We start from the raw sequence: 23,519 nt of genomic DNA on the forward strand, positions 1-23,519 counted from the left end.
TACTTCTCCTTTGACCAAAGAGCCGAGTTAGTTAAATCAATGCCTTACGGCATATCAGTTCATTTTACTGATAAGGTCCATCATCTTCAGACGCGGATCGTTGGACACCTTACGCACCTCCAGTTCAATGCCGCGGGCATCCAGCTTTTTGAAGGCTTCGATATCCGTTTCATCGACGGAGACGGCATTGTTGACCTGGGTTTTCCCCTGGCGGAATGCCATACCACCGATGTTCACCGTGGTGATCTTGACGCCGTTTTCTACCAGACGCTCGACGTCGGTCGGGTTGGTAAACAGCAGCATCACGCGATCGTTGGCGTATTTCGGGTTATTGTAGACGCGGATCATCTTAGCGACATCGACGACGTGGGCGGTCACGCCCGGCGGCGCCACCTGCTTAAGCAGGGTAGAGCGAACGTGGTCGTTGGCGACCTCATCACTGACGACGATGATGCGGGAGACGCCGGTTTCCTTGGTCCAGCGGGTGGCAACCTGGCCGTGGATCAGACGATCGTCAATACGCGCTAAGCCGATCTTCATGTGATCCTCTGGGTTCAGCGGCGCGGCAGGTTTAGCCTGTACCGGCGCGGCCACTTTCGGGGCGCTGGCCGCGGGGGCCTCTTCTTTGGCACGCAGTGCGCGTACACCCTCACGCCCCGTTTCCAGAGCCACGGCGACCAGCTCATCAAACGTAGGGTTATCGTCGCGGGCCATGAAGGTTTCAACCAGCATCGGTACGTTGACGCCGGTGATTACGTCATAGTGCTCTTTGTCCAATACGATCCGGCTGGCCGCGTTGAACGGGCTGCCGCCCCAGGTGTCCACCAGGAAGAGTACCCCTTCGCCGGTCTCCATCTGCGCCAGTTTCTGACTGTATTTTTCGATCAGGGTCTCGGCATTCTCACCGGGCACGAAGTCGATAAAGCCAACGTTACTTTGTTCGCCTAACAACATCTCGGCGGTTTTTAGCAACTGCTCCGCCGCGGCCCCGTGAGTACCGATCATAATAGCAATACTCACTCGCTACCTCCTCTGCTTTCCTTGATACTTTCACGCCGTAAAATAAACACGGCGTACCGTATGCAATTAAAGATACGAACTGTTTAACGAAACATCCATGTCGAGTCACTGCCCGCTGAAATTTCTTTGATCTTACGGACGTAAGATTCAGCCATTCCAAATCAATCACTTAGTTTTATGAATCGATTCAGGTATCGCCTGCAATCGGTTTCAGCAGGATTTATTTTAGTCAGTAAAAAAAATTTTTATGTGACGCCCATCGTTAATTGGTACATGACGTGAACAAATGTAGCCGCGATGGCGCTTTTTTGTACATTTGATTTTACGATTTTGCCGCGAGATGAAAGAGGAATGTTGCCAGGCTTCCCCTTGGTTATTCTGTGGATTTCTTGCTACAGTAGGCCGCCTGATTAATATGAGGAGTATTAGGTTCAACCTGACCTATGGATCGTCACCGACGCCGTTTTACCATCCCGCTTTTTTTCCCTTTACCTTTCCACGCTGGGCGTAGCCCAGGTTCTGCCACTCCCGCAGGGGTGCCGCGGCGTATGCCTTGGCCCGCTTTGCGCCTGCGCGGCTGTCGATGGTCGTCCGGCCCGCGCGCCGCTGCGTTGACGAGGGCAGAATAACCCATGATGGAACTGTTACTGGATCCCGCTATCTGGGCCGGCCTGCTGACGCTGGTGGTGCTGGAAATTGTCCTGGGCATCGATAACCTGGTGTTTGTCGCCATTCTGGCTGAAAAGGTGCCGCCGCAGCAGCGCGACCGGGCTCGGCTGATCGGGCTCAGTTTAGCGCTGATCATGCGCCTGGCGCTGCTGTCGCTGATCTCATGGATGGTGACGCTGACTCGTCCGCTGTTCAGTATCGCCATGTTTACCTTCTCCGGGCGCGATCTGATCCTGCTGCTGGGGGGGCTGTTCCTGCTGTTTAAGGCCACCATGGAGCTGCATGAACGTCTGGAAGGGCGGGTGCATGAGGTCAGCCATAAAGGCTATGCCAGCTTTTGGTCGGTGGTGGCGCAGATCGTCATTCTCGACGCCGTGTTCTCACTGGATGCGGTGATTACGGCGGTTGGGATGGTAGAGCACTTGGCGGTGATGATGCTGGCGGTGGTGATCGCGATGGCGATCATGCTGCTGGCCTCGAAGAGGCTGACGCGTTTCGTGAACGCCCACCCCACCGTGGTGGTGCTGTGTCTGAGCTTTCTGCTGATGATCGGTCTGGGGCTGATGGCCGAAGGCTTTGGTCTGCATATTCCCAAAGGGTATCTGTATGCGGCGATCGGCTTCTCGATCCTGATTGAAATGTTCAACCAGATAGCCCGGCGCAACTATCTGCGCCATGAGCAGCGCCGGCCGATGCGTCAGCGTACTGCCGAGGCCATTATGCGTCTGATGGGCAGCGGTCGCGGCGAAGGTGCGGCGGCGCAGACGGATGCGGCGCTAGTGCCGGGCGCGGCGGGTGCCTTTGCCGCCGAGGAGCGCTATATGATCAGCGGGGTGCTCACCCTGGCCTCGCGCTCGCTGCGCACGATCATGACGCCGCGTAATGAAATCTCGTGGATCGACTGTCGCCAGCCGGCGGATGAGATCCGCCGTCAGCTGATGGAGACGCCGCACAGCCTATTCCCGGTGTGCGAGGGATCGCTGGATCAGCTGCTGGGCGTGGTACGGGCGAAAGATCTGCTGATGGCGCTGAAGCAGAATACGCCGCTGGCCGAGTTCGCGGCTCAGCACACGCCGATCGTCGTACTCGAAAGCCTGGACGTGATCAACGTACTGGATGTGCTGCGTCAGGCGAAAGGCCGGCTGGTGATGGTCAGCGATGAGTTTGGCGTCGTTCAGGGGCTGGTTACGCCGCTGGATGTGCTGGAGGCCATCGCCGGCGAGTTTCCGGATGAGGACGAGACGCCGGATATCGTGGACAATGAGCAGGGGTGGCTGGTCAAAGGCAGCACCGATCTGCACACCCTAGAGCAGACGCTGGACGTTCACGGGCTGGTGCTGGGCAGCGGCACGCAGTATGCCTCGCTGGCCGGACTGCTGCTGGCGCACTTTGACCGGATGCCGGCGGTGGGCGCGGCGCTGACGCTGAACGGCCTGCGTTTTACCGTCGCAGAGGTCGAAGAGTACCGCATCGAACGGGTTCAGGTAGAGCGCGTCGGCCGTGCGCCGGATCCGTCCGCCTAAGTTTGTGCCGGGGCGCGGGAGAACTCTCCCGCGCTTTGCGCCGCCGGCGTAGAGTCGCCGCACTGCCGCTGGTAGTGGGCGTGCCAGCCGGGGAAATCCCGCAGCGGCATCGGCCGGGCGAAGAGATAGCCCTGCATGGCGTAAACCTGCCGCTGGCGCAGATAGTCGGCCTGCTGCGTCTGTTCGACGCCCTCCATGACCAGGCGTAGCCGTAGCTGGCGCGCCAGATCGATCATCAGGTCCAAGACCCGGGCATTAATCGCGTCGCTGCCGATGGTCGCGCAAAAGGCGCGATCGATTTTCAGCATTTCAGGCTGCAGATCCTGCAGGTAGCTCAGCGAACTGTGGCCGGTGCCAAAGTCATCCAGCGCCAGCGATAGCCCCATTTCACGCAGGATATGCAGCTGTGGATAGTCCTGGCTGGGCAGGCGCGTGCGCTCCGTCAGCTCCAGCATCAGGCGCTGTTGAGGTCGGTGGCGTAGCCACAGATTCTGGATATCCAGGGCCAGCTTGCCCTGGGCGAAATGCTCTGCCGCAACGTTAATACTGAAGTAAAAATCACGATCGTGCGGGAAATGGTGGCGCTGCGCCGCCAGCGCTTCCAGCAGGTAGCGAGTCAGCGGAACGATCAGCCCATTCTGTTCGGCCAGAGGAATGAAGATCTCCGGCGAGGTCCAGCCATGACGCGGATTATACCAGCGCAGCAGGATCTCCACGCCTTCGCAGCGGCCGCTTTCCGTGTGGATGATCGGCTGACAGTACAGCGTAAGCTGACGGCGGCGGATCGCCTGGGCGATCGGATAGGCCAGACTCATGCGATTGGCCGATGCCAGGTAGGTGAGGATCGACGCCAGCAGGAACAGCAGCAGCGCCAATGGAATATGGCGCGGCAGGCGCTGCAGCGCCAGATCGCGCGCGGCGGGGGAGAACAGTGAAATCGAGAACGGGTAGCGGCTGGAGCGTAGCTCCAGGCGCGGCGGCGTCTCGGCCTCCGCGGCGTCGGTCGGCGCCCGTACCCGCATATCGTTGAAGCGCAGCGTGTGGCCAGCCACATTCAGGGCCATGTAGTCGACATAGGGCGGACGCGGCGCCAGGATAAAGGCGGAGAGGGTGGCAATATTAAAAATATACACCATGCCGCTGGTGGGATTGGCCTGATCCGGTCGCCAGAACAGTAGGATCGGGCTACCGCGGTTAAGCAAGCGCGCCGCCCGCAGGACCAACGTATCTTTGGCCGATAGCATTTCGGGGTAAATGGCCCGCAGGGATTTGATCGGCTGATTGATCAGATTGGAGCAGGTCACGATGCCATCCTTTACCAGCAGTACGGCGCGAATCGTCTCCAGGTGTATCGCCATATTGGTCAGGTGCGGACTGATTTCTTCGCAGCGCTGATTTACCCAGCCGATATTATTTTTACTGACGGTCTCGGCGCGGGACAGGATCCTTTCCAACTGCGTAATGGCAATCGTGGCGGCGTTGCGCTGCATCTGTTGTACCGTTGTCAGCTCCTGTTGATAGCGGCTGGCGAGGGAAATAATACAGACGAGTGCGCCGATGGTGATAGCCAATAGGGCACGATACAAACGATAGCGTTTCATCGTGATATGTGAAAAAAGCATCAGGGCGCCCTTAAGCTGTGCTGTATCCGCGGGTAATCGACTACGGTTAACGGGCGGCGGCACGTTGCGGGTTGGCGTGGCTCGGGCCAACGGCAGACGGGCGGCGCTCCGCAACAGCAGCGCGATAAGCAGGCTCGCCATAACGGCCAGATATTATCGCGTATCCCAATAATTCATAAGAGAATAACTCAGTCGACTAAGCAATGTTGTCCGACCACTCTCATGGTATCTATATTTACCGTCTACCAGCAATAACGGCGCTATCCAATGACGTATAATTAGGATAAAACTCAATTATTACATTTGGTGTTGACAGCGGATCGCGCCGCTGTCGTGCCGATAGGCGTTGTTTTTACGCGCTTGCGTCGCTGCCGCGTACGCAAAGGCGTTATTTGGGCGTTTCAGAATAACCGGAACGCCGATGTGCGCCGGGATTTTTTGCTGTGCCATCCGCGGGGCGGTTGCCTAAGGTGAAACGATAGGATACTTTGATATAATAATCTGGATAAACAAATAGATATAAATTAGGTCCACACAGGCGCAGCAGGGCTGCGGCGGACCGCATACCGAGTGGATAAGGAGTGGTGATATGAATAACGCAGTAAAGGCGGCGATCCTGGCGCTGTCGGTGGCGGGTTTAGCCGCCTGCAGTACCCCACCGCAGACCTCGTTGGGCGGCGGTTTCGATGGCCCGCATCAGCAGAATGTCATGACGGTCAGCCAGGTGCAGAAGTCGACGGTGATCGATGAGGGGCAGATGGTGCAGCTGCGCGGGCACATTGTTCAGGCGCTGGGAGGCGAGGACTACCGCTTCCGCGACGACAGCGGCGCAATGACGCTGATCGTTCCCTCCAGCGCCTGGGCCGGCCGGGTGGTGACGCCGCAGCAGCGGGTCAGCGTGCAGGGGCGCATCGTCAAAGAGTTTGACGGGGTGAAGCTGTATACCGTTGCGATTCGTCTCGACTGAGGCGCTATGCATGGCCGGGCGCGTCCCGGTCATAGGATGACGATCCCGCGCGAGTGCGGCGGCGAATGACGCTGACGGTTAGGGTTAAAACGCTGGGGAGAGGATGCGAAAGAGAGAATGGTGCGTCCGAGTAGACTCGAACTACCGACCCCCACCATGTCAAGGTGGTGCTCTAACCAACTGAGCTACGGACGCACTGGGCGTATGCTGTGAAATGGTGCGTCCGAGTAGACTCGAACTACCGACCCCCACCATGTCAAGGTGGTGCTCTAACCAACTGAGCTACGGACGCATTAGGTGCATACTTTGAAATGGTGCGTCCGAGTAGACTCGAACTACCGACCCCCACCATGTCAAGGTGGTGCTCTAACCAACTGAGCTACGGACGCATCCGGTGTCGTCGTGGCTGACGACGGGGACGAATATTAGCGGCACATGGCCGAGCTGGCAAGGGGGGATTATCACTTTTTTCCTAGAAATTCACACGATTGCTGGCAGAGTGCGCAGCGCGGTGAAAAAAGCGGCGCCGCAGCGCCGCTCCAGCGGGTATTTTCCGCGCTTAGCGTGCGGCGCGCTGTAGGATCCAGCTTTCCGGCTGGCGCTGTAGCCAGCGGATGCGCAGCGCCATCATGATGGCCGCGGAGGTCAGACCGATGATAAAGCCGATCCAGAAGCCGCTCGGCCCCATGGCCGGGGTGATCCGGTTGGTCAGCGCCAGCAGATACCCGATCGGCAGCCCCAGTAGCCAGTAGGCGACAAAGGTAATGAAGAAGATCGAGCGGGTATCCTTATAGCCACGCAGCACGCCGCTGCCGATCACCTGCACGGAGTCAGAGATTTGGTACAGCGCCGCCAGCAGCATCAGGTGGGTCGCCATGGCGAGCACCTGTACATCGTCGTTATACAGCAGGGCGATAGGCTTGCGCAGGACGATGGTAAAAATGGCGGTGCAGGCGGCCATCGCCATTCCCACCGCGATCGCGGTGCGCGCCGAGACGCGGGCGCTCTCCGTCGAGCCTTGCCCCAGGCGATAGCCGACGCGGATGGTGGCTGCGACGCCCAGCGACATGGGCAGCACAAACATCAGCGAGCTGAAGTTCAGCGCGATCTGATGCCCGGCGACCGCCACGATCCCCAGCGGAGAGACCAGCAGGGCGACCACGGCGAACAGGGTGACCTCGAAAAACAGCGCCAGGGCGATCGGCATCCCGATAGCGATCAGACGACGTAGCGTGGCCCAGTCGGCCGCCTCAAACGCGCGGGGGCGACGGACATCCTTCAGCGATGGCGCCCGGGCGACGTAGCTGCGCATCAGCAGATACATGATCCAGTAGACGCTGGCGGTAGCGACGCCGCAGCCGACGCCGCCCAGCGCCGGGGCGCCGAATTTACCGTAGATAAAAATGTAGTTGATCGGAATGTTGATCAGGAGGCCGGCAAAGCCGATGACCATCCCCGGCTTGGTCTTGCTCAGCCCTTCACACAGCCCGCGCAGCACCTGGAAACAGAGATACCCCGGCGCTCCCCACATAATCGCGTGCAGATAGCCGATAGCCTTGTCGGCCAGCAGCGGATCGATATTATCCATCATGTTGATGATGTGTCCGGCATTATACAGGACGGCGATGATCAGCACGGAAAGCCCGGCCACCAGCCAGAAGCCCTGATTGACCTGGTGGGGGATGCTGGGCCGTTTACCTGCGCCGTTGAGCTGGGCGATGACCGGCGTCAGGGCCAGCAGCAGGCCGTGGCCAAATAGGATGGTCGGCAGCCAGATAGAGGTGCCGACGGCCACCGCGGCCATATCGGTAGCGCTGACGCTCCCGGCCATGATGGTATCGACAAAGCCCATTGCCGTTTGGGCAATCTGGGCAATGATAACGGGAATAGCCAACGCCAATAAACTACGCGCTTCGCGCCAATACTTCTGCACGGATACACCTTTATGGTTTTTGTGACACAAAATAGGGATGCGCCTATCCCCACGGCACACCATGGTGGGTCGCTTACGAGTAAGGGGGACGAACGGGTGATTCTACCGACTTGTTCGCGATATGGAAATATGCACAGGTAGAATGTTGAGCCAGGTGCGCGTATAAGGGGGTTTTATAGCGTAATACTTTGGTTTACGAGTGATTTAGGGCAAAATCATAGACAGTAATCCTAACCGAATATCTCATAGAGGAAGGCATTATGTTTACCGGTATTGTTCAGGGCACCGCGCCGGTGGTGGCGATCGATGAAAAACCTAATTTCCGTACCCACGTAGTACAGCTGCCGCCGGAGATGCTGCCGGGATTGGCGCTGGGCGCCTCGGTGGCCAATAACGGCGTGTGCCTGACCGTCACCGGGATTGAAGGCGATCGGGTCAGTTTCGACCTGATGAAAGAGACGCTGCGGGTGACGAATCTGGGAAGCCTGCGGGTGGGCGATCGGGTCAACCTGGAGCGGGCGGCCAAGTTTAATGATGAGATCGGCGGCCATTTGATGTCCGGTCATGTGATGGGTATGGCGGAGATCGTCAAAATCCTCAGCTCAGAGCACAATCGCCAGATTTGGTTCCGTATCAGCGATAGCGAGATGATGAAATATGTGCTGCATAAGGGGTTTATCGGCATCGACGGCATCAGCTTGACCCTGGGTGAGGTGAGCAAGAACCGCTTCTGCGTACACCTGATCCCGGAGACCCTGCAGCGCACCACGCTGGGAGAGAAGCGCCTGGGCGATTGGGTGAACATCGAGATCGATCCGCAGACGCAGGCGGTCGTCGATACCGTTGAGCGGGTGTTGGCCAGCCGCGCCGCCGTTGACGGCGCGCAGCCAGCCTAATGTTTGCGGGCTAGCGCTTAGCGCTCTGCGTGGGCGAGCCCGCGGGTGCGCATCATGCTGACAACCGCGGCCAGCGCGGCGCAGGCGGCGCCCAGCAGCAGGGCGCCGTGGGTTCCCCCGTCATCCCCCAGCCAGTTAAACATCAGCGCGACCAGCGCGGCACCCAAGGTTTGGCCAAACAGGCGGGCGGTGCCCAGCATGCCGCTGGCGCCCCCGCTGCGCTGACGCGGCGCCGCGGCGATCATGGTGTGGTTGTTTGGCGATTGAAACAGGCCAAAGCCGGCGCCGCACAGCGCCATACGCCAGATAATTGCCGCACTGTCCGGCTGGGCCGGCAGCAGCGCTAGCGCCAGCAGACCCACGCCGGTGAGCGCCATACCCATGCAGCCCAGCAGACCCGCATTGCATCGCTCAACCAGGCGTCCCGCGAGGGGGGCCATCACCATGGTGGCCAGCGGCCAGGGCGTCAGCAGCAGGCCGGTCGCCACCTCGCCATACCCCAGCGTACGCTGTAGAAAGAACGGCAGTGAGACCAGCGCCAGCATTTGCGCGCAGAAGGAGCAGATGGAGGTGGCGATGGAGAGGGCAAAAATGGGAATGCGCATCAGATCGATCGGCAGCAGCGGCTGCGGCTGGCGACGTTCGCGCCGGATCAGCAGCGTCGCGCTGCACAGCAGGGCGGCCAGCTCCAGCCACAGCAGCGCGGGAGACTGATGCTGCGCCAGCCCGCTGATCAGGGAGAGCAGCAGGCCGAAGGTCAGGGCGTTGAGCAGGGCGCTCTGGCGATCGAAGGGAGGGCGAGCCGCGGCAGGCGGATTGCGTGGCAGCGTGCGTCGGCCAATCAGCCAGGCAGCCAGGCCGAAGGGGATATTGATGGCAAACAGCCACGGCCAGTCGCCCAGGGCCAGCACGGCGGCGGCGATCGTCGGGCCGGCGGCGGAGGAGACGGCGACCACCAGTGCGTTTAATCCCATGCCGCGTCCCAGCTGATGCTGGGGATAGATCAGGCGTATCAGGGCGGTATTGACGCTCATCAGCGCGGCGGCGGCAAACCCCTGCAGCACCCGGGAGAGGGTCAGGGTCAGCAGGGAGTCGGAGAGGGCGCAGGTCAGTGAGGTCAGACTGAACAGCAGGCAGCCGCTGAGAAAGATGCGCCGATAGCCAATGCGTTCGCCCAGGGCCGCCAGCGAAAGGAGTGACACTGTCACCGCAAGCTGGTACGCGTTGACGATCCAGATGGCATCCGCCGCGCTGGCGTGCAGATCGCGGGCGATGCTCGGCAGCGCGACGTTAGCGATAGCGCCATCCAGCACGGCAATGGCGATACCCAGCGCGATGGCCAGCATGGCGCTGTAGCGCTGACGCAGCGGCAGCCCGTCACTGAGGCTTGGAGTCATAGCGAGCGTTTCCGTGGATACAGTCGGTTTTTATGATGGATCTCACTGTGCGCGCAAAAGCGCGCGCTGGCAATCTTTGCATCACCTTGATTGTCACGCGGTTGCAGCGACGTATCCGACTGTTATTCGGGGAGTGTTCCTACTATACTGAAACAGAGGTTCGTTTTTTTTGATAAGGGTAACCCGACTCCATGACAACAGAAATAGATAAACAGCCCGACGCCGTTTCCTCTGTCCTTAAAGTTTTTGGCATTCTGCAGGCGCTGAGCGAGGAGCGCGAAATCGGTATCACTGAGCTCTCCCAGCGCGTGCTGATGTCCAAGAGCACCGTCTACCGTTTTCTGCAGACCATGAAGTCGCTGGGCTATGTGGCGCAGGACAGCGGGACTGAAAAGTATACCCTGACGCTGAAGCTGTTCGAGCTGGGGGCTCACGCGCTACAAAACGTGGATCTGATCCGTCTGGCAGACATTGAAATGCGTGAGCTGTCGCGTCTGACGAAAGAGACTATCCACCTGGGGGCGCTGGACGAAGACGGCATCGTGTATATCCACAAGATTGACTCGATGTACAACCTGCGCATGTATTCCCGCATCGGACGTCGCAATCCGCTGCACAGCACCGCCATCGGCAAGGTGCTGCTGGCCTGGCGCGATCGCGCCGAGGTCGAGGCGCTGGTCAGCCAGATTGAATTTACCCGCAGCACCCCGCGTACCATCGCCGACGCCGCGCAGCTGATGCAGGCGCTGGAGCAGGTACGCGCCCAGGGCTATGGCGAAGACAACGAAGAGCAGGAGGAGGGACTACGCTGCATCGCCGTGCCGGTATTCGATCGCTTTGGCGTGGTCGTGGCGGGGTTAAGCATTTCGTTCCCGACGCTGCGCTTTTCAGAGGCGGCGAAGCAGGAGTACGTGGCGATGCTGCACAGCGCAGCACGGCGGATCTCGGAACAGATGGGCTGTCACGACTATCCGTTCTGATCGCGCCGACATCCGGCGCCCCGCGCGTCAGCGGAGCATCGAAAGCGCGGGGGCCGATGGCCCCCGCTGTCGTATGGTCACGGGTGGGATGGGGGTCAGTGGCGGGAGAGGTCGGCCTCCTCCGGCGCGTCAAAGATCCGGCGGTTGGTCTGGCGTAGCAGCTGGCTGGTAACGGCGCCGGCGGTCATGGCGCCGTTGACGTTGAGGGCGGTTCGCCCCATATCGATCAGCGGTTCAACGGAGATCAGCAGCGCAACCAGCGTGACCGGCAGCCCCATCGCCGGCAGAACGATCAGCGCGGCAAAAGTCGCACCTCCGCCCACGCCGGCGACCCCGGCAGAGCTGATGGTAACCACCCCGACCAGCGTGGCGATCCAGATCGGGTCAAATGGGTTGATCCCGACGGTGGGGGCGACCATCACCGCCAGCATGGCGGGGTAGAGCCCGGCGCAGCCGTTCTGGCCAATAGTGGCGCCGAACGAGGCGGAGAAGCTGGCGATGGCGTCGGGAATGCCGATGCGGCGCGTCTGCGCCTCGACGTTGAGCGGAATACTGGCAGCGCTGGAGCGGCTGGTAAAGGCAAAGGTCAGTACCGGCCACACCTTGCGGAAAAAGCGCAGCGGGTTAATCCCGACCAGCGAGAGGATCAGCGCGTGGACCGCGAACATGATCGCCAGCCCCAGGTAGGAGGCGACGACAAAGCCGCCCAGCTTAATGATATCCTGCAGGTTAGAGCTGGCGACGACTTTGGTCATCAGCGCCAGCACCCCGTAAGGCGTTAGCTTCATCACCTGACGCACCAGCTTCATCACCAGCGCCTGCAGGGTATCGATGCCCTGTACGACCCGCGGGCCCCGTTCGGCGTCGTCTTTGAGCAGCTGCAGCGCCGCACAGCCGAGAATGGCGGCAAAGATCACCACGCTGATGATCGAGGTGGGATTGGCGCCGGTCAGCTCCGCAAAGGGGTTTTTCGGAATAAAGGAGAGGATCAGCTGCGGCACCGTTAGATCGGCGACCTTACCGGCATAGCTGCCCTGGATCACCTGCAGTCGGGCACTCTCCTGGCCCCCTTGAACCAGTCCGTCGGCGGTCAGGCCGAACAGGTCGGTCACGCCAACGCCAACCAGCGCGGCGATCAGGGTCGTCAACAGCAGGGTACCGATGGCCAGCAGGCTGATCTTGCCCAGCGACGCGGCATTGTGGAGCTTCACCACGGCGCTGAGGATCGAGACGAAAACCAGCGGCATCACGATCATTTGCAGCAGTTGAACATAGCCGTTACCGACGATATTGAACCACGCGATCGAGTGTTTCAGCACCGGGCTGTCGGCGCCATAGATCAGCTGCAGCGCCAGGCCGAACAGTACCCCGATAACCAACCCCACCAAGACCTTTTTCGACAGACTCCAGCGGGTGTGGCGCGAGCGAGCCAGCAGCAGTAGCAGGGCGACAAATGCAATAACGTTGCCAATAAGCGGTAGATTCATCCCAAAATCCTCTTCAGTCTCGGGGCATCCTCCCCCGGCGCCGTGGCGCGCCAGCGGTAAAGGGCTGACCCGTGATGGTCATTGTTATGGGCGACAACCTGCGATGCCGCCATTATGCGCGACAGAATATCAGGACTCTGACGTCCTGATTTAGAATCAAATGGAATTAAATATAACAATATTTTCGGAATATTCTGCAGCGCGCCGCGCGCAGTGTGACGGTGCGCGTGCTGCGGTTTACGTCGGGGCGGCTGGCGTTACCAATAGGTGGAGTGATGGCGCAGCCATTCCATCAGCGGCATCAGGCTGCCTTGCCAGTAGAGAGAGAACCCCACCAGCGCCAGACACAGCACCCGTTCGAGCTGGTTGCCCTGGCGGGTGACCAGCAGCGGCAGGCGAAAGCGCCAGCGGATCGGCCACAGCAGCGGCACGCCGGCCGGGGTGAGCATGTCGGCCAGCAGGTGGCTGAGATAGCCGATGATCATGGCCTGCAGGGCGTCAGCCGGGATCCCCCAGGCGTCGCTGGGCCATTCATTGTTGAGCAGGTAAAGCGCGCCGGCGACGGCCAGCAGGCTGTGGGTGAATCCCCGGTGCCCGAACGCTCGGGCTATCGGCGCGGAAATCCAGCGCAGACGCTGGCCGAGCAGTGAGCGGGGATGGTCGATGTCCGGTAGCAGGCTGGTCAGCAGGGCGCCTGGGATCATATGCCACCAGTCGCCGTGCGCCAGTACCGGCGTCAGCTCGGCCTTTTTCGCCATGATAATGCAGGCGACAGAAAAGAGAAGGTGGCCTTCCGCCGTCATGATAGTGCCTAATCTGAATACTGTGGATTTATCCAGATTATATCAGTCAGACAATTCTGCAATAGGTGACAGCGTCACCCTCGCGCGTTTGCTGTATAAATATACAGAAACGGGGCCTTTCTGTGCGGTTCTGTACGGCCCCGTGCCGCGCGGGGGGTTAGGGCTGCAGATCGCGCCCTGTCAGCTGGGTCAGCGAGGCCAGCTTCACGTCGGCGAGCGCCCAGCGCGGATCGTCAAAACAGGCGGCGGCGGGGACGACGATGGAGCGCATGCGCGCCGCCTTGGTGGCGATCATGCCATTAAAGGAGTCCTCTAGGGTCACGCAGTCCAGCGGATCGCTGCCCAGCGCCTGCGCCGCGCGCAGGTAGACCTCGGGATGCGGCTTACTGTACGGCAGGTGTTCGGCCGAGGTCAGATGGTCGAAGTACGCCTCCAGCTGGAACATGGAGAGCACCTCCCGCAGCATTGCGAGGGGGGAGGCCGAGGCTAACCCGATGCGCAGATCCTGAGCGCGACACAGCTGCAGCGCGCTGACGACGCCCGGCAGCAGCGGACGGGTCTCCCGCACCAGCTCCAGCACCCGATCGAGAATGCGCTGGCAGACCACCTGCTGGCTGGGACCTTGCCAAGGCTGGCGCAGATACCATATCCGCACGACCTGGTCGATGCGCAGCCCCAGGGTTTCCGGTACATCGTCATGTACGTTCAGCCCTAGCTGACTGAACACCTCCAGCTCACCGCGCAGCCACAGCGGTTCTGAATCGATCAATAGTCCATCCATGTCGAAAATGGCGCTGGTAATACGTCCGGTACTCATGAGGGCTCCTTGCGGTGACAGACAGAAAGTCAGGACGGTTACTGTATCATTCACTATGCTTTTGTTTAAGCAGATGATGTGGCGGGAATGGTAATGTCCATATCGCGCAGGGGATGGATTGCGTCGCCGGACGCGGGCACGTAGACTGCGCACGTTTATTGAGAATTCGCAGAGTGTTAAGGGGAGTTTATGACCTATCAACAGGCCGGCTGGGTGGCGGTCGCCAAGCGTGTTTTGGGCTGGATAGTGTTCATTCCCGCGTTGCTGTCGACGCTGATTTCGCTGCTGGGCTTTCTGTACCAGCACAGTGAAAAGCAGCAGGGTATCAATGCGGTAATGTTGGATTTTATGCATGTCATGATCGACATGGTGCGTTTTAATACGACGTTTTTGGATTTTTTCTGGCAGCACTCGCCGTTGCCGCGCTGGGACGCGGGGCTGAGCGGCGCCAATCTACTGTTTTTAGTGATTTACTGGATGATTTTTGTCGGTATGGCGCTGTGCACCTCCGGCGCGCGCATGGGGCGCCAGGTTCGCCATATCCGCGAGGGGCTGGAGGATCACCTGATCCTCGAACGGGCCAAAGGGGAGACGGGGCAGACCCGCGCCCAGCTGGAGCAGCGCATCGTGATCCCGCGTCATACCATTCTGCTGCAGATCTTTCCGCTCTACCTGCTGCCGCTGATTGTTCTGGCGCTCGGCTATCTGGCGCTGCATCTGCTGGGGATGGTATAGCCCGATCGCGCCCGGCGTTGACCGGGCGCGTCGGTGGGATGCTATGCCGGCGTCTCGTGTCCCAGTGCCTCGATCGCTTTTTCAGTCTGCGCTAGGTGCGATCCGCCGTACAGGTTGCACTGATTCAGCCGATGGTAGAGCTGATAGAGCGGCTGGCGGGCGATAAAGTCGGCGGGCAGCGGCCAGACGCTCTGGTAGCCATCGTAAATCTGCGGCGGCAGCTGTGGCGAGAGCGGCAGCATCGCCAGATCGCATTCGCGGTCGCCCCAGTAGCAGGCGGGGTCAAACAGCACCGGTCCCTTCGCGCTGAGTCCCATGTTGTCCGGCCACAGATCGCCGTGCAGCAGCGACGGCTGCGGCTGGTGGTCCTGCAGGCGACGGCGCACGCGTTCGACAATCTCATCAATATTGCCAAAGGTGATCCCTTTCTCGGCCGCCAGCTGCAGCTGCCATCCGATGCGCTGCTCGGCAAAAAAGGTGGCCCAGCGCCGCTGCCAGGCGTTGGGCTGGGGCGATGTCGCCAGCAGGTTATCCGTATCCAGGCCAAACTGTGGCTGTTCGCTCCAGCGGTGCAAGCGCGCCAGCTGCTGTCCCAGTAGGTAGGCATGGTGGGCATCGAGCGGGCGCACCGGCAGATACTCTAGCAGCAAAAAGCTGGCGTCGCGGGTACTGCCGACGCCGTAGACCGCCGGCGTTTGCACCGTGCCGCTGCGCGCCAGCAGCGCCAGCTGGTCGGCCTCGGCCTGAAAGCTGTGCAGGACGTCGGGCGTATCGCATTTGACGAACACGCTGCGCTCTCCGTCGCCGATCCGCCAGGCCCGGTGCACGGCCCCGCCGGGGAGCTCCTGACGCTCACGCAGTGTGAAGGTTTGGTTGAAATGGCTGGTTAACAGACGGCTTACGGCTTGCCACATGGTTTACCCCCTCGACGTGAGCAGAGAGACGATTGACCGCGCTAGCGAGCGGCGCGGCGCCAGGATAACCGGACGGTGTGGTGCGTTCAGGCGTTATGGCAGTGACCGCGGGTCGTCGCCCGGGCCTGACGCAGCGCCGTAAAGTATTCATCGCACAGCAGTGCCTCCGCCTGGGGCATCTGCCCCAGCGCCTGCTGTCCCAGCGCCTGCGCCAGACGTTCGACGTCTGACTTTTCCTGCACGCTGGTCAGGGCATAGCAGTCGGTCGCGAGACGATGGGGAATACCGTCGGCATCGGCCACCGTGGTGGCGAAACCGGCATGCTGCAACGCGTGCCGCAGCGCGGCGCGCGCCGCGTCGTCGTTGGGCAGCGCCGTAAAGCGGACGATATAGCAGGCAACAGTGGATTGACTCATGGCATACCTCAGAGGATCTGCGAATCACCTCAAGAATAGACTAAAAATGTGTGCAAAAAGGTGAAAGGAGCAACAAAGCGTAAAAATCAGCTAGCCACGCCCCTTTTTTTTCTGGCACCATTCCCCAATTCAATTTTTACGCAAAAAAAGTAGAGGTGCCGTAACGGTGAAGATTCGACTCGGTTGTATGTTGGCAGTGCTGCTGCTGGCCGGATGTGCCAAACAGCATACGCCGGCGCCAGCCAAGGTAACGCTTAATCAGCATAGCGGGGGGTTTTTACGCGATTCGGCCGATATGGATCTGGCGGATGACGGTGAGTTCTCGACCTATATCCGCAGCGCGGCCAATACCTACAATGTGGATGAGACCCTGATCAAGGCGATCATTCAGGTGGAGTCGGGCGGCGATCCCCGGGCGGTGAGCAGTTCCAACGCGATCGGTCTGATGCAGCTGAAACCCTCGACCGCCGGGCGTGACGCCTATCGCAAGAAAGGGCGCTACGGTCAGCCGACCACCCGCGAGCTGAAGGATCCGGCGGTCAATATCGACCTGGGTACCGCCTATCTGAATATTTTGAAAAACCAGCAGCTGGCCGGGATCACCAATCCCGAGACCATGCGTTATGCGATGATCGTGGCCTATGCCAACGGGGCCGGCGCGATGCTGCGGACCTTCTCCCGCGATCGCGATACGGCAATTGCTAAAATTAACCGTATGACGCCAAAGCAGTTTTACCAATATATTCAGAAGCGCCACCCGGCCGCTCAGGCGCCGCGCTATCTGTGGAAAGTCAATACCGCCTATCTGGCAATGGCGCGTTAATTCAGGCTCAGTCCTGACTGTGGTTAGCCCCGGTTCGGTAGTAGGTTAACCACAGTCATCCCCCCTGAACCCCCGAGGAAACCGTTTGGGTTTCCTCGGGTGGTGGTTTTTTATGCTATAAAACCTGCTTTTTGTGACTTCTCACGCAAAATTTTATATCATTGCACCCGCACTTATTCTGCCACCCTTCGCTCATCGTCGTATTACCTCCGCATTTGCTGTGTCAATGCCGCTGGGATAACACGCCTGCTACCAAGGTAATGCCGCGTCGGCAGGGGGCAGTGTTCCGGGCAGAACAGGATGTCTGCATGAGCCTATCGTCCGTATAAACAAGGTATGACGAATTAATGACCGTACTTTCCACTGATGTCGGGCAAAACGCCGGTACGCGGCTGTCCCGCTGGAATAAAAACGATACTGTCTGGATGTTTGGACTGTATGCCACCGCCGTGGGGGCGGGGACGCTGTTTTTACCGATCAACGCTGGCCTGAACGGGCCGCTGGTGCTGATCCTGATGGCGCTGCTGGCTTACCCGTTGACCTACTTACCCCATCGGGCGCTGTGCCGCCTGGTGCTGTCCGGCAGCCGTCGCGATGGCGATATTACCGATGTGGTAGAAGAGCACTTTGGCACGCTGGCAGGCAAGGGAATCATGGTGCTGTATTTACTGGCATTTTTCCCTATCGTGCTGGTTTACAGCATCTCCATTGCCAATGCGCTGGAGAGCTTTTTGATCAATCAGTTTCATTTGACGCCGCCGCCGCGTCTGTGGCTGAGCTTTGGCGTGGTCGCCCTGCTGGCGCTGGTTCTGCGCACGGGGCGCGAGACCATCGTGGCCGCCATGGGGGTGCTGGTATTCCCGCTGATCTTGTTTTTAATGGGGATTTCGCTGTACCTGATCCCGTACTGGCAGCCTGCGCATTTCTTTTCCGGGCTAGGACAGACCCCGCTGCGCGATCCCGCGCTGTGGCGTTCGCTATGGCTGGCGGTGCCGGTGATGGTGTTCTCGTTTAGCCATGCACCGATCATCTCCTCGTTTGCCTCCAGTCAGCGTCAGCTGTACGGTGAGCAGGCGGAGCGCCGCTGTGCGCGCATTATGCGCTACAGCTACATTATGATCTGCGTCAGCATTCTGTTCTTCGTCTTCAGCTGCGTGATGAGCCTATCCCACGCGGATATGCTGGCCGCGAGGGAGCAGAATATTACCGTGTTGTCGAGCCTGGCTAACCGTTTCTCTAACCCGATGATTGCCTATCTGGGGCCGGTGATGGCGATCCTCGCGATGTCCAAGTCCTATCTGGGCACCTCGCTGGGGGTAACGGAAGGGGCCACCAGCCTGATCGACGGCGTATTTCGCAGCGTGGGGCGCTCTGTCTCCTCTCAGGTGACGAACCGTATTGCGGCGATCGTGCTGTTTCTCGTGACCTGGCTGGTGACCTATCAAAACCCGAACGCGCTGCACATTATTGAGACGGTCAGCGGGCCGCTGATTGCGGTGATCCTGTTTATTTTGCCCATGTACGCCATTCATCGCATTCCCGCGATGCGCAAGTACCGCTCACTCAGTAACCCCTTTGTGCTGTTGATGGGGCTGATCGCGCTCTCCGCGCTGGTGTACAGCCTGCTGTAACGCCGGGCTCAGCACGCCGAGGTCAGAAAGCACAACGCCCGCATTACGCGGGCGTTGTGTTATCGGCAGCGCGTCGATGCGGCTAGGCCGTTGTCGTCGCTGGCGGCGGCAGCGTGATGATCCGGGTACAGACCTGCTCCAGCAACGCCTGCTGATGGCTGAAGATGAGCATCCCCAGCGGACGGCTCTGGCTCTCCTGCAGCAGATAGCGCCAGATATCGCGCTGAATCGCCGGATCCAGCTGCGCGGTGATCTCATCGGCTATCAGGTAGCGGGTGCGCGGGTCCAGCGCCCGCAGCAGGGCGATGCGGGCCAGCTCGCCGCCGGACAGTTGGCCCGGCTTTCGCTGTAGCCAGTGGGGCTGGATATGCAGCCGCGCCAGCGCGGTCGCATCGGGATGCCAGGCATCGTGCAGGGCGTCGCCGGTGCTGCGCCAGGGGTTAAAGGTGAGCTCCGGATGCTGGGGAACCAGCTGTACCGGGCAGTAGCCGCGCCGCGGCAGCGGCGCCCCGTCAACTAGGAGCGTCCCGCTGGCCGCTTTTTGCCATCCGGCCAACACCCGCCCCAGGGTGGTTTTGCCAAAGCCGCTCGGCGCGCTGATCCCCAGACGCTCTCCGGGCGCTAGGCTGAGGTTCAGCGCCTGCCACAGGCATTTCCCCCCCTGGTGAACGGTTAAATCCTGGCAGATCAGCATAGGGAACGCTCCAGATCCGGGAATAGGGCGCCGCGCTCCGGCAGCGCCTGCCACTGGCGCATGAGTCGCTCGCTGATTTCGCCGCGCTGCAGCTGCGCGCGGCTGACGCTGTCGCTAACCTGGCCCTGGTGCAGGGCGACGATGCGATCGGCGTGCTGTGCCGCCAGCATCAGATCGTGGGTGACCCACAGAATGCCGCAGCCTTGCTCACACAGGCGCCGCAGCTGGCGTAGTAGCTGATGCGCCAGCGCCGCATCCAGCCAGGCGGTGATTTCGTCGGCCAGGATATAGCGGGCGTGGCTGAGGGAGGCGTGACAGGCCAGTACGCGCTTGGCCATACCGCCGGAGAGCTGACGCGGGTAGCTGTGCATCACCGTGGCCGGATCAAGATGGCTTTGGCGTAGCACCGCGCTGGCCTGCTCGGCGTCCCAATGCTGGCCGGCCAGATGGCGGGTCCGCTGCAGATGTCGCTCAATATTGAGCAGCGGATTGAGCGCAGAGACGCCCTGCGGTACATAGCACAGGGTATGGCCGCGCAGACGGCGGCGACCGTCGGCGGAGAGCGGCTTTCCATCCAGACTCAGCGTGCCGTGGCTGCGCAGATTGGCGGGTAGCAGATCGAGAGCGCACTGCAGTAGCAGGCTCTTGCCTTCGCCGCTGCCGCCGACCAGCGCCACCAGCTCACCGGGGGCGACATCGAGGGTGATTCCCTGTAGCAGAGGAGACCAGCGACGGGCGCCATACCAGCGATAGTGGGCCGCCTCCAGGGTGACGTTGTGAAAACTTAGCATGACTCGCTCCTTAGCCACAGTCGCTGCAGGGCGTGGGCAAACTGATCGAACAGCAGCACCAGCAGCAGCAGCATCAGGCCGGGAAACAGCACCAGCCACCAGTTACCGTGGCTGATAAAGCGCAGTGCATCGGCCAGCAGTAGCCCCAGCGATGGCTCATGCGGCGCCAGGCCAAAGCCCAGGAAGCTGAGCGCCGCGCTGTGCAGGACGGCGTGCGGAAACATCAGCAGGGTTCCGGTGAGCCACTGCGGCAGCAGGGCCGGCAGATAGTGGTGGCGCCAGCAGTAGGCCGGGCCGTTGCCGAGGCGGCGGGCCAGCGTCAGGTAGTCGCTGTGCGCTATGCGCTGGGCTTCGGCGCGCAGGATCAGCGCCAGGCGCGGCCAGTGCGTCAGGGCGACGGCCATGATGACGCCGCTCTTGCCGCCGCCGAGGGTAAAGCAGATCAGGATCAGCAGTAGCAGGTGCGGCAGCGCGAGCATGGTGTCGGTGAGCAGACGCATCAGGGTATCCAGGCGCGGGTGCAGCTGGGATAGGGCCGCCATCAGGAGCGCGATCATCCCGCTGCACAGCGCGGCGCCGATCCCGATTTGCAGGCTGGTGAGGGCGCCCTGAAAGCTGCGCAGCCACAGATCGCGCCCCATATTGTCGGTTCCGAACCAGTGGCGGGCGCTGGGCGGCTGATGGCGCGCCAGCAGGTCGATCGCCAGCGCCTGATCCAGAGAGGTATAGGCATACCAGGCGATCAGCAGCAGTAAAAATGAGGCGATAAACAGGCGCGCCAGCGTGGGGGCAGGGTTATACAGCATCGGGTCGCTCCAGAGCGCGGTTCATGCGGCGGATCAGCCAGGCCGACAGGGTATTGCCGACAAAGACCAGCAGGGTACTGAACAGGACGATCCCCATCAGCAGGGGAACGTCGCCGCGCAGACCGGCGTCGATCGTCGCCTGCCCCAGTCCGGGATAGGCAAACACCTTCTCCGCCAGCAGGGCGCCGCCGAGCAGCTCACCCAGCGAGGCAAACTGCAGGCACAGCGCCGGGGTGATCGCGTGACGCAGCACCTGGCTACGCAGCAGCGACCAGCCGCGATCGCCCTGCGCGCGGGCAAAGCGGACAAAGTCGCTGGCCATGACGCTGGCGATCTTCTCCCGGGTATGCAGAGCGATTTGTCCCATTCCCAGCAGGCTGAGGGCGCAGACCGGCAGCACCAGATGGCGCAGCCGTTCGGACCAGCCTGCGCTGGCGGCATTGCCGCCGGGCTCCCAGGCGCAGCATACCGGCAGCAGCGGCCAGTGCACGGCAAAGAGCGCCAGCAGCAGCAGCGCAATCCAGAAGGTCGGCAGGGAGGAGAGCAGGTAGCTCAGGCGGCAGATCAACCGATCGGGCCAGCGATTCAGGTAGCGACCGGCCAGGCAGCCCAGCCCGATGCCGGAGAGTCCGGACAGCAGCCAGGCGCCGGCGAGCAGGGCGAACGAGGTGGCAAAGCGCTCGCCGATCACGCTGGCGACCGGGGCGTTAAACAGCATGGAGTAACCCAGATCGCCCTGCAGCAGACACATAAACCAATGGCCGAAGCGTTGCCACAGGGGCTGATCCAGCCCCCAGCGGGCGGCGATCTTGGCGTACTGCTGCGGCGGAACGTGCAGCAGATCGTTACCGATATAGGCTCGGATGGGATCGACCGGTGAAAAGCTGAGCAGTACAAAGGTGCCGGCAGCCACCAGCACCAGAAGCAAAGCCAGCCGCAGCAGCGGGGCAAGCAGACGCATCATTAACGGCAGGTCCAGGTCCAGTCATCCAGATTGTTCAGCAGCGACCAGCTACCGTGAATTTCCGGGGCGCCTTTACCCAGATTGACGCATGGATTGGCCAGATAGGTGTGCTGAATATTCAGCAGCCAGGCCCAGGCGGCATCGCCCTGGACGCCGGCGCCCTGCTGTCCATCCCACTCGACCTGCTGCCAGAACGGCAGCGCCTTGCGCCAGTCAGGGGCGTCCACCGCCTGCTGCAGATGGCGTTCGACCGTCGGATTACTGTAATAGCCGGGGTTGTAGTACTCCACGCCGGCGGCTTTATCGCTGTAGTGGTGATACAGCTCCATGGGATCCAGGCTACCCCAGCCGAACAGGGTTGGGTTGGCGTGCATATGGCGCTCAACGGTTTCCCAGCTGCCGGACTTCAGGGTGATGGCGATCCCCAGCGGCTGCAGCATGGCGCGCACGGCCTCGGCGATGTCGCGACGGGTGCTGTCGCCGCTGGCGTACCACAGGGTCAGACGGGCGGCCTGGCCATTCTTTTCACGCACGCCGTCTTTGCCCACAACCCATCCCGCCTGCTCCAGAATCGCTTTCGCTTTGGCGAGATCGCCATCCTTAAAGGCGATGTCCGGATTTTGCCACGGCAGTCCCTGGACGGCGCTGTAGGCCGGAATAGCGTGGCCCTCCATCAGCGTATCGGCCAGTTGCTGGCGGTTGATGGCGTAGTTGATGGCGCGACGGATCGCGACGTCGGCGGTGATATCGTTGCCGATCGGATTGCCTTCGGCGTCTTTTTTACCGGCGGGTACCATGGGGAAGACGATACCGCGGTTTTCTACGCTGTCACGCACCCACAGCTTCAGGTTTTTCTGCTGGGGCGCCACGGCCATGGAGGGCGCGATGCGCACCAGGTCGAGCTGTCCGCTCTGGGCGGCGGCGTAGGCATTGTCTTCATCCAGGAAAACGAAGACCAGACGATTGAAGTCGTTTTTCTTCCCTGCGTAGTAGGGGTTGGCCTCGACGATCAGCTGCTGACCGGGCTGAAAGCTGACCAAGCGATAGGGGCCGGCGCCGATGGGCTGCTTGGCGAAGGTTTTCGCGTTGTAGTTGTCGCTGGGAACGATGCCCAGAGAACCCAGCACGTTGACGAAGGTGCTCTGCGGCGCGCTCAGGGTGATCTCTACGCGGCGATCGTCCAGGGCGCGTGCCTGGCTGAAGTTGCCCATATCGATCTTGCCACCGCTCTGCGCCGCCTTATTGTAGGTAAAGACCACGTCTTCGGCGGTCAGGGCTGAGCCATCGGAGAACTTCAGGTCCGGCTTCAGGGTCAGTATCCACGTTTTGCCATCGTCGCTGGTGCTGATGGCCTCCGTCAGCAGGTTGCCCCAGCTCATATCGGCGTTCTGGCGCAGCAGGGGGGCGTGCAGCAGGAAATAGCTGCCGTGGCTCCAGCCTAGCATCGGGTCAAAACCTTCCGTCGGCTCGGCGCCGATGGCCATTTTCAGGGTGTGGGACGCCGTTGCCGGTTCGGCGGCCATCAACGGGGCTTGCATGGCGAGCGTTAGGGCGCAGGAGAGTAGTGTAATTCGGCCGATATTCATCATTATATTCCCAGATTTTTTGTTGTTTATTTCATCATCGCGACG

The 23,519-nt window shown here is 61.0% G+C and carries 21 protein-coding genes and 3 tRNA genes; 7 read left to right on the forward strand and 17 right to left on the reverse strand.

Annotation, left to right across the window (positions count from 1 at the left end):
• Positions 1–54 precede the first annotated feature (54 nt).
• Complete coding sequence (manX, locus tag L1P05_RS07625) at positions 55–1,020, reverse strand: PTS mannose transporter subunit IIAB (RefSeq protein WP_012848410.1); 966 nt, start codon at positions 1,018–1,020, stop codon at positions 55–57.
• A gap of 635 nt (positions 1,021–1,655) precedes the next feature.
• On the opposite strand from manX, the gene L1P05_RS07630 reads away from it, so the two are divergent.
• Positions 1,656–3,212, forward strand: a complete 1,557-nt coding sequence (locus L1P05_RS07630; protein WP_034168803.1) for a TerC family protein — start codon at positions 1,656–1,658, stop codon at positions 3,210–3,212.
• Here the strand turns inward: L1P05_RS07630 and L1P05_RS07635 are convergent.
• Entirely contained in the window at positions 3,209–4,834 is a 1,626-nt protein-coding gene (locus L1P05_RS07635) for an EAL domain-containing protein (RefSeq protein ID WP_045474424.1), read from the reverse strand. The two genes, L1P05_RS07630 and L1P05_RS07635, sit on opposite strands and share 4 nt — an antisense overlap.
• A gap of 589 nt (positions 4,835–5,423) precedes the next feature.
• On the opposite strand from L1P05_RS07635, the gene L1P05_RS07640 reads away from it, so the two are divergent.
• A complete protein-coding gene (locus L1P05_RS07640) occupies positions 5,424–5,801 on the forward strand; it encodes a YgiW/YdeI family stress tolerance OB fold protein (protein ID WP_012848414.1) in 378 nt (125 codons plus the stop codon).
• 118 nt (positions 5,802–5,919) lie between these two features.
• Here the strand turns inward: L1P05_RS07640 and L1P05_RS07645 are convergent.
• The 4 genes from L1P05_RS07645 to L1P05_RS07660 all read right to left on the reverse strand — a co-directional run bounded on the left by L1P05_RS07645 (position 5,920) and on the right by L1P05_RS07660 (position 7,734).
• A tRNA-Val gene (locus L1P05_RS07645) sits at positions 5,920–5,996 on the reverse strand.
• A 20-nt stretch (positions 5,997–6,016) separates the two neighbouring features.
• Positions 6,017–6,093, reverse strand: a tRNA-Val gene (locus L1P05_RS07650).
• 20 nt (positions 6,094–6,113) lie between these two features.
• Positions 6,114–6,190 (reverse strand) — tRNA-Val (locus tag L1P05_RS07655).
• A gap of 170 nt (positions 6,191–6,360) precedes the next feature.
• The gene (locus L1P05_RS07660) at positions 6,361–7,734 is read right to left on the reverse strand and encodes an MATE family efflux transporter (RefSeq protein ID WP_012848415.1); all 1,374 of its coding nucleotides are present in this window, start codon (positions 7,732–7,734) and stop codon (positions 6,361–6,363) included.
• A gap of 260 nt (positions 7,735–7,994) precedes the next feature.
• Between L1P05_RS07660 and L1P05_RS07665 the strand changes: the two genes are divergently transcribed.
• Positions 7,995–8,630: a riboflavin synthase gene (locus tag L1P05_RS07665; RefSeq protein WP_012848416.1), complete on the forward strand. Its 636-nt coding sequence runs from the start codon at positions 7,995–7,997 to the stop codon at positions 8,628–8,630.
• 17 nt (positions 8,631–8,647) lie between these two features.
• On the opposite strand, the gene L1P05_RS07670 is transcribed toward L1P05_RS07665, so the two are convergent.
• A complete protein-coding gene (locus L1P05_RS07670) occupies positions 8,648–10,027 on the reverse strand; it encodes an MFS transporter (RefSeq protein ID WP_012848417.1) in 1,380 nt (459 codons plus the stop codon).
• Positions 10,028–10,218: 191 nt separating this feature from the next.
• Here L1P05_RS07670 and kdgR point away from each other — a divergent pair, with 191 nt between their 5' ends.
• Positions 10,219–11,007, forward strand: a complete 789-nt coding sequence (gene kdgR, locus L1P05_RS07675) for a DNA-binding transcriptional regulator KdgR (protein ID WP_012848418.1) — start codon at positions 10,219–10,221, stop codon at positions 11,005–11,007.
• 95 nt (positions 11,008–11,102) lie between these two features.
• On the opposite strand, the gene L1P05_RS07680 is transcribed toward kdgR, so the two are convergent.
• The 3 genes from L1P05_RS07680 to hxpB form a co-directional block, all read right to left on the reverse strand.
• A complete protein-coding gene (locus L1P05_RS07680) occupies positions 11,103–12,494 on the reverse strand; it encodes an L-cystine transporter (RefSeq protein WP_012848419.1) in 1,392 nt (463 codons plus the stop codon).
• Positions 12,495–12,751: 257 nt separating this feature from the next.
• On the reverse strand, positions 12,752–13,297 hold the full coding sequence (locus L1P05_RS07685) for a metal-dependent hydrolase (RefSeq protein ID WP_012848420.1): 546 nt from the start codon (positions 13,295–13,297) through the stop codon (positions 12,752–12,754).
• 157 nt (positions 13,298–13,454) lie between these two features.
• Positions 13,455–14,114: a hexitol phosphatase HxpB gene (hxpB, locus tag L1P05_RS07690; protein WP_012848421.1), complete on the reverse strand. Its 660-nt coding sequence runs from the start codon at positions 14,112–14,114 to the stop codon at positions 13,455–13,457.
• Between the two features lie 189 nt (positions 14,115–14,303).
• Between hxpB and L1P05_RS07695 the strand changes: the two genes are divergently transcribed.
• Entirely contained in the window at positions 14,304–14,849 is a 546-nt protein-coding gene (locus L1P05_RS07695) for a YniB family protein (RefSeq protein WP_012848422.1), read from the forward strand.
• Between the two features lie 41 nt (positions 14,850–14,890).
• Here L1P05_RS07695 and L1P05_RS07700 read toward each other — a convergent pair whose 3' ends face one another.
• Positions 14,891–15,763, reverse strand: coding sequence for a fructosamine kinase family protein (locus L1P05_RS07700; RefSeq protein WP_012848423.1), 873 nt, complete (start codon positions 15,761–15,763; stop codon positions 14,891–14,893).
• An 86-nt stretch (positions 15,764–15,849) separates the two neighbouring features.
• On the reverse strand, positions 15,850–16,179 hold the full coding sequence (gene ghoS / locus L1P05_RS07705) for a type V toxin-antitoxin system endoribonuclease antitoxin GhoS (RefSeq protein WP_012848424.1): 330 nt from the start codon (positions 16,177–16,179) through the stop codon (positions 15,850–15,852).
• Between the two features lie 166 nt (positions 16,180–16,345).
• Here ghoS and L1P05_RS07710 point away from each other — a divergent pair, with 166 nt between their 5' ends.
• Together L1P05_RS07710 and L1P05_RS07715 are read left to right on the forward strand one after the other, a co-directional pair.
• A complete protein-coding gene (locus L1P05_RS07710) occupies positions 16,346–17,002 on the forward strand; it encodes a transglycosylase SLT domain-containing protein (protein WP_015461408.1) in 657 nt (218 codons plus the stop codon).
• A 347-nt stretch (positions 17,003–17,349) separates the two neighbouring features.
• Positions 17,350–18,633: an SLC5/6 family protein gene (locus tag L1P05_RS07715; protein ID WP_012848426.1), complete on the forward strand. Its 1,284-nt coding sequence runs from the start codon at positions 17,350–17,352 to the stop codon at positions 18,631–18,633.
• A gap of 82 nt (positions 18,634–18,715) precedes the next feature.
• Here the strand turns inward: L1P05_RS07715 and L1P05_RS07720 are convergent, their stop codons facing one another.
• Genes L1P05_RS07720 through L1P05_RS07740 form a run of 5 tightly spaced genes read right to left on the reverse strand, consistent with a single transcriptional unit; the run spans position 18,716 to position 23,477 of the window.
• Positions 18,716–19,327, reverse strand: a complete 612-nt coding sequence (locus tag L1P05_RS07720) for an ATP-binding cassette domain-containing protein (protein ID WP_012848427.1) — start codon at positions 19,325–19,327, stop codon at positions 18,716–18,718.
• Positions 19,321–20,118: an ATP-binding cassette domain-containing protein gene (locus L1P05_RS07725; RefSeq protein ID WP_012848428.1), complete on the reverse strand. Its 798-nt coding sequence runs from the start codon at positions 20,116–20,118 to the stop codon at positions 19,321–19,323. The genes L1P05_RS07720 and L1P05_RS07725 overlap by 7 nt, the downstream gene beginning before the upstream one ends.
• Positions 20,112–20,924, reverse strand: a complete 813-nt coding sequence (locus tag L1P05_RS07730; protein WP_012848429.1) for an ABC transporter permease — start codon at positions 20,922–20,924, stop codon at positions 20,112–20,114. Before L1P05_RS07730 ends, L1P05_RS07725 begins: the two co-directional genes overlap by 7 nt.
• Positions 20,914–21,888 (reverse strand): ABC transporter permease, encoded by a 975-nt coding sequence (locus tag L1P05_RS07735; RefSeq protein WP_012848430.1) that lies wholly within the window; start codon positions 21,886–21,888, stop codon positions 20,914–20,916. Before L1P05_RS07735 ends, L1P05_RS07730 begins: the two co-directional genes overlap by 11 nt.
• Positions 21,888–23,477, reverse strand: a complete 1,590-nt coding sequence (locus L1P05_RS07740) for an ABC transporter substrate-binding protein (RefSeq protein WP_012848431.1) — start codon at positions 23,475–23,477, stop codon at positions 21,888–21,890. The genes L1P05_RS07735 and L1P05_RS07740 overlap by 1 nt, the downstream gene beginning before the upstream one ends.
• Positions 23,478–23,519: the final 42 nt, after the last annotated feature.

The sequence above is a fragment of the Edwardsiella piscicida genome (genome assembly GCF_021733145.1).
Classification (GTDB): Bacteria; Pseudomonadota; Gammaproteobacteria; order Enterobacterales; family Enterobacteriaceae; genus Edwardsiella; species Edwardsiella piscicida.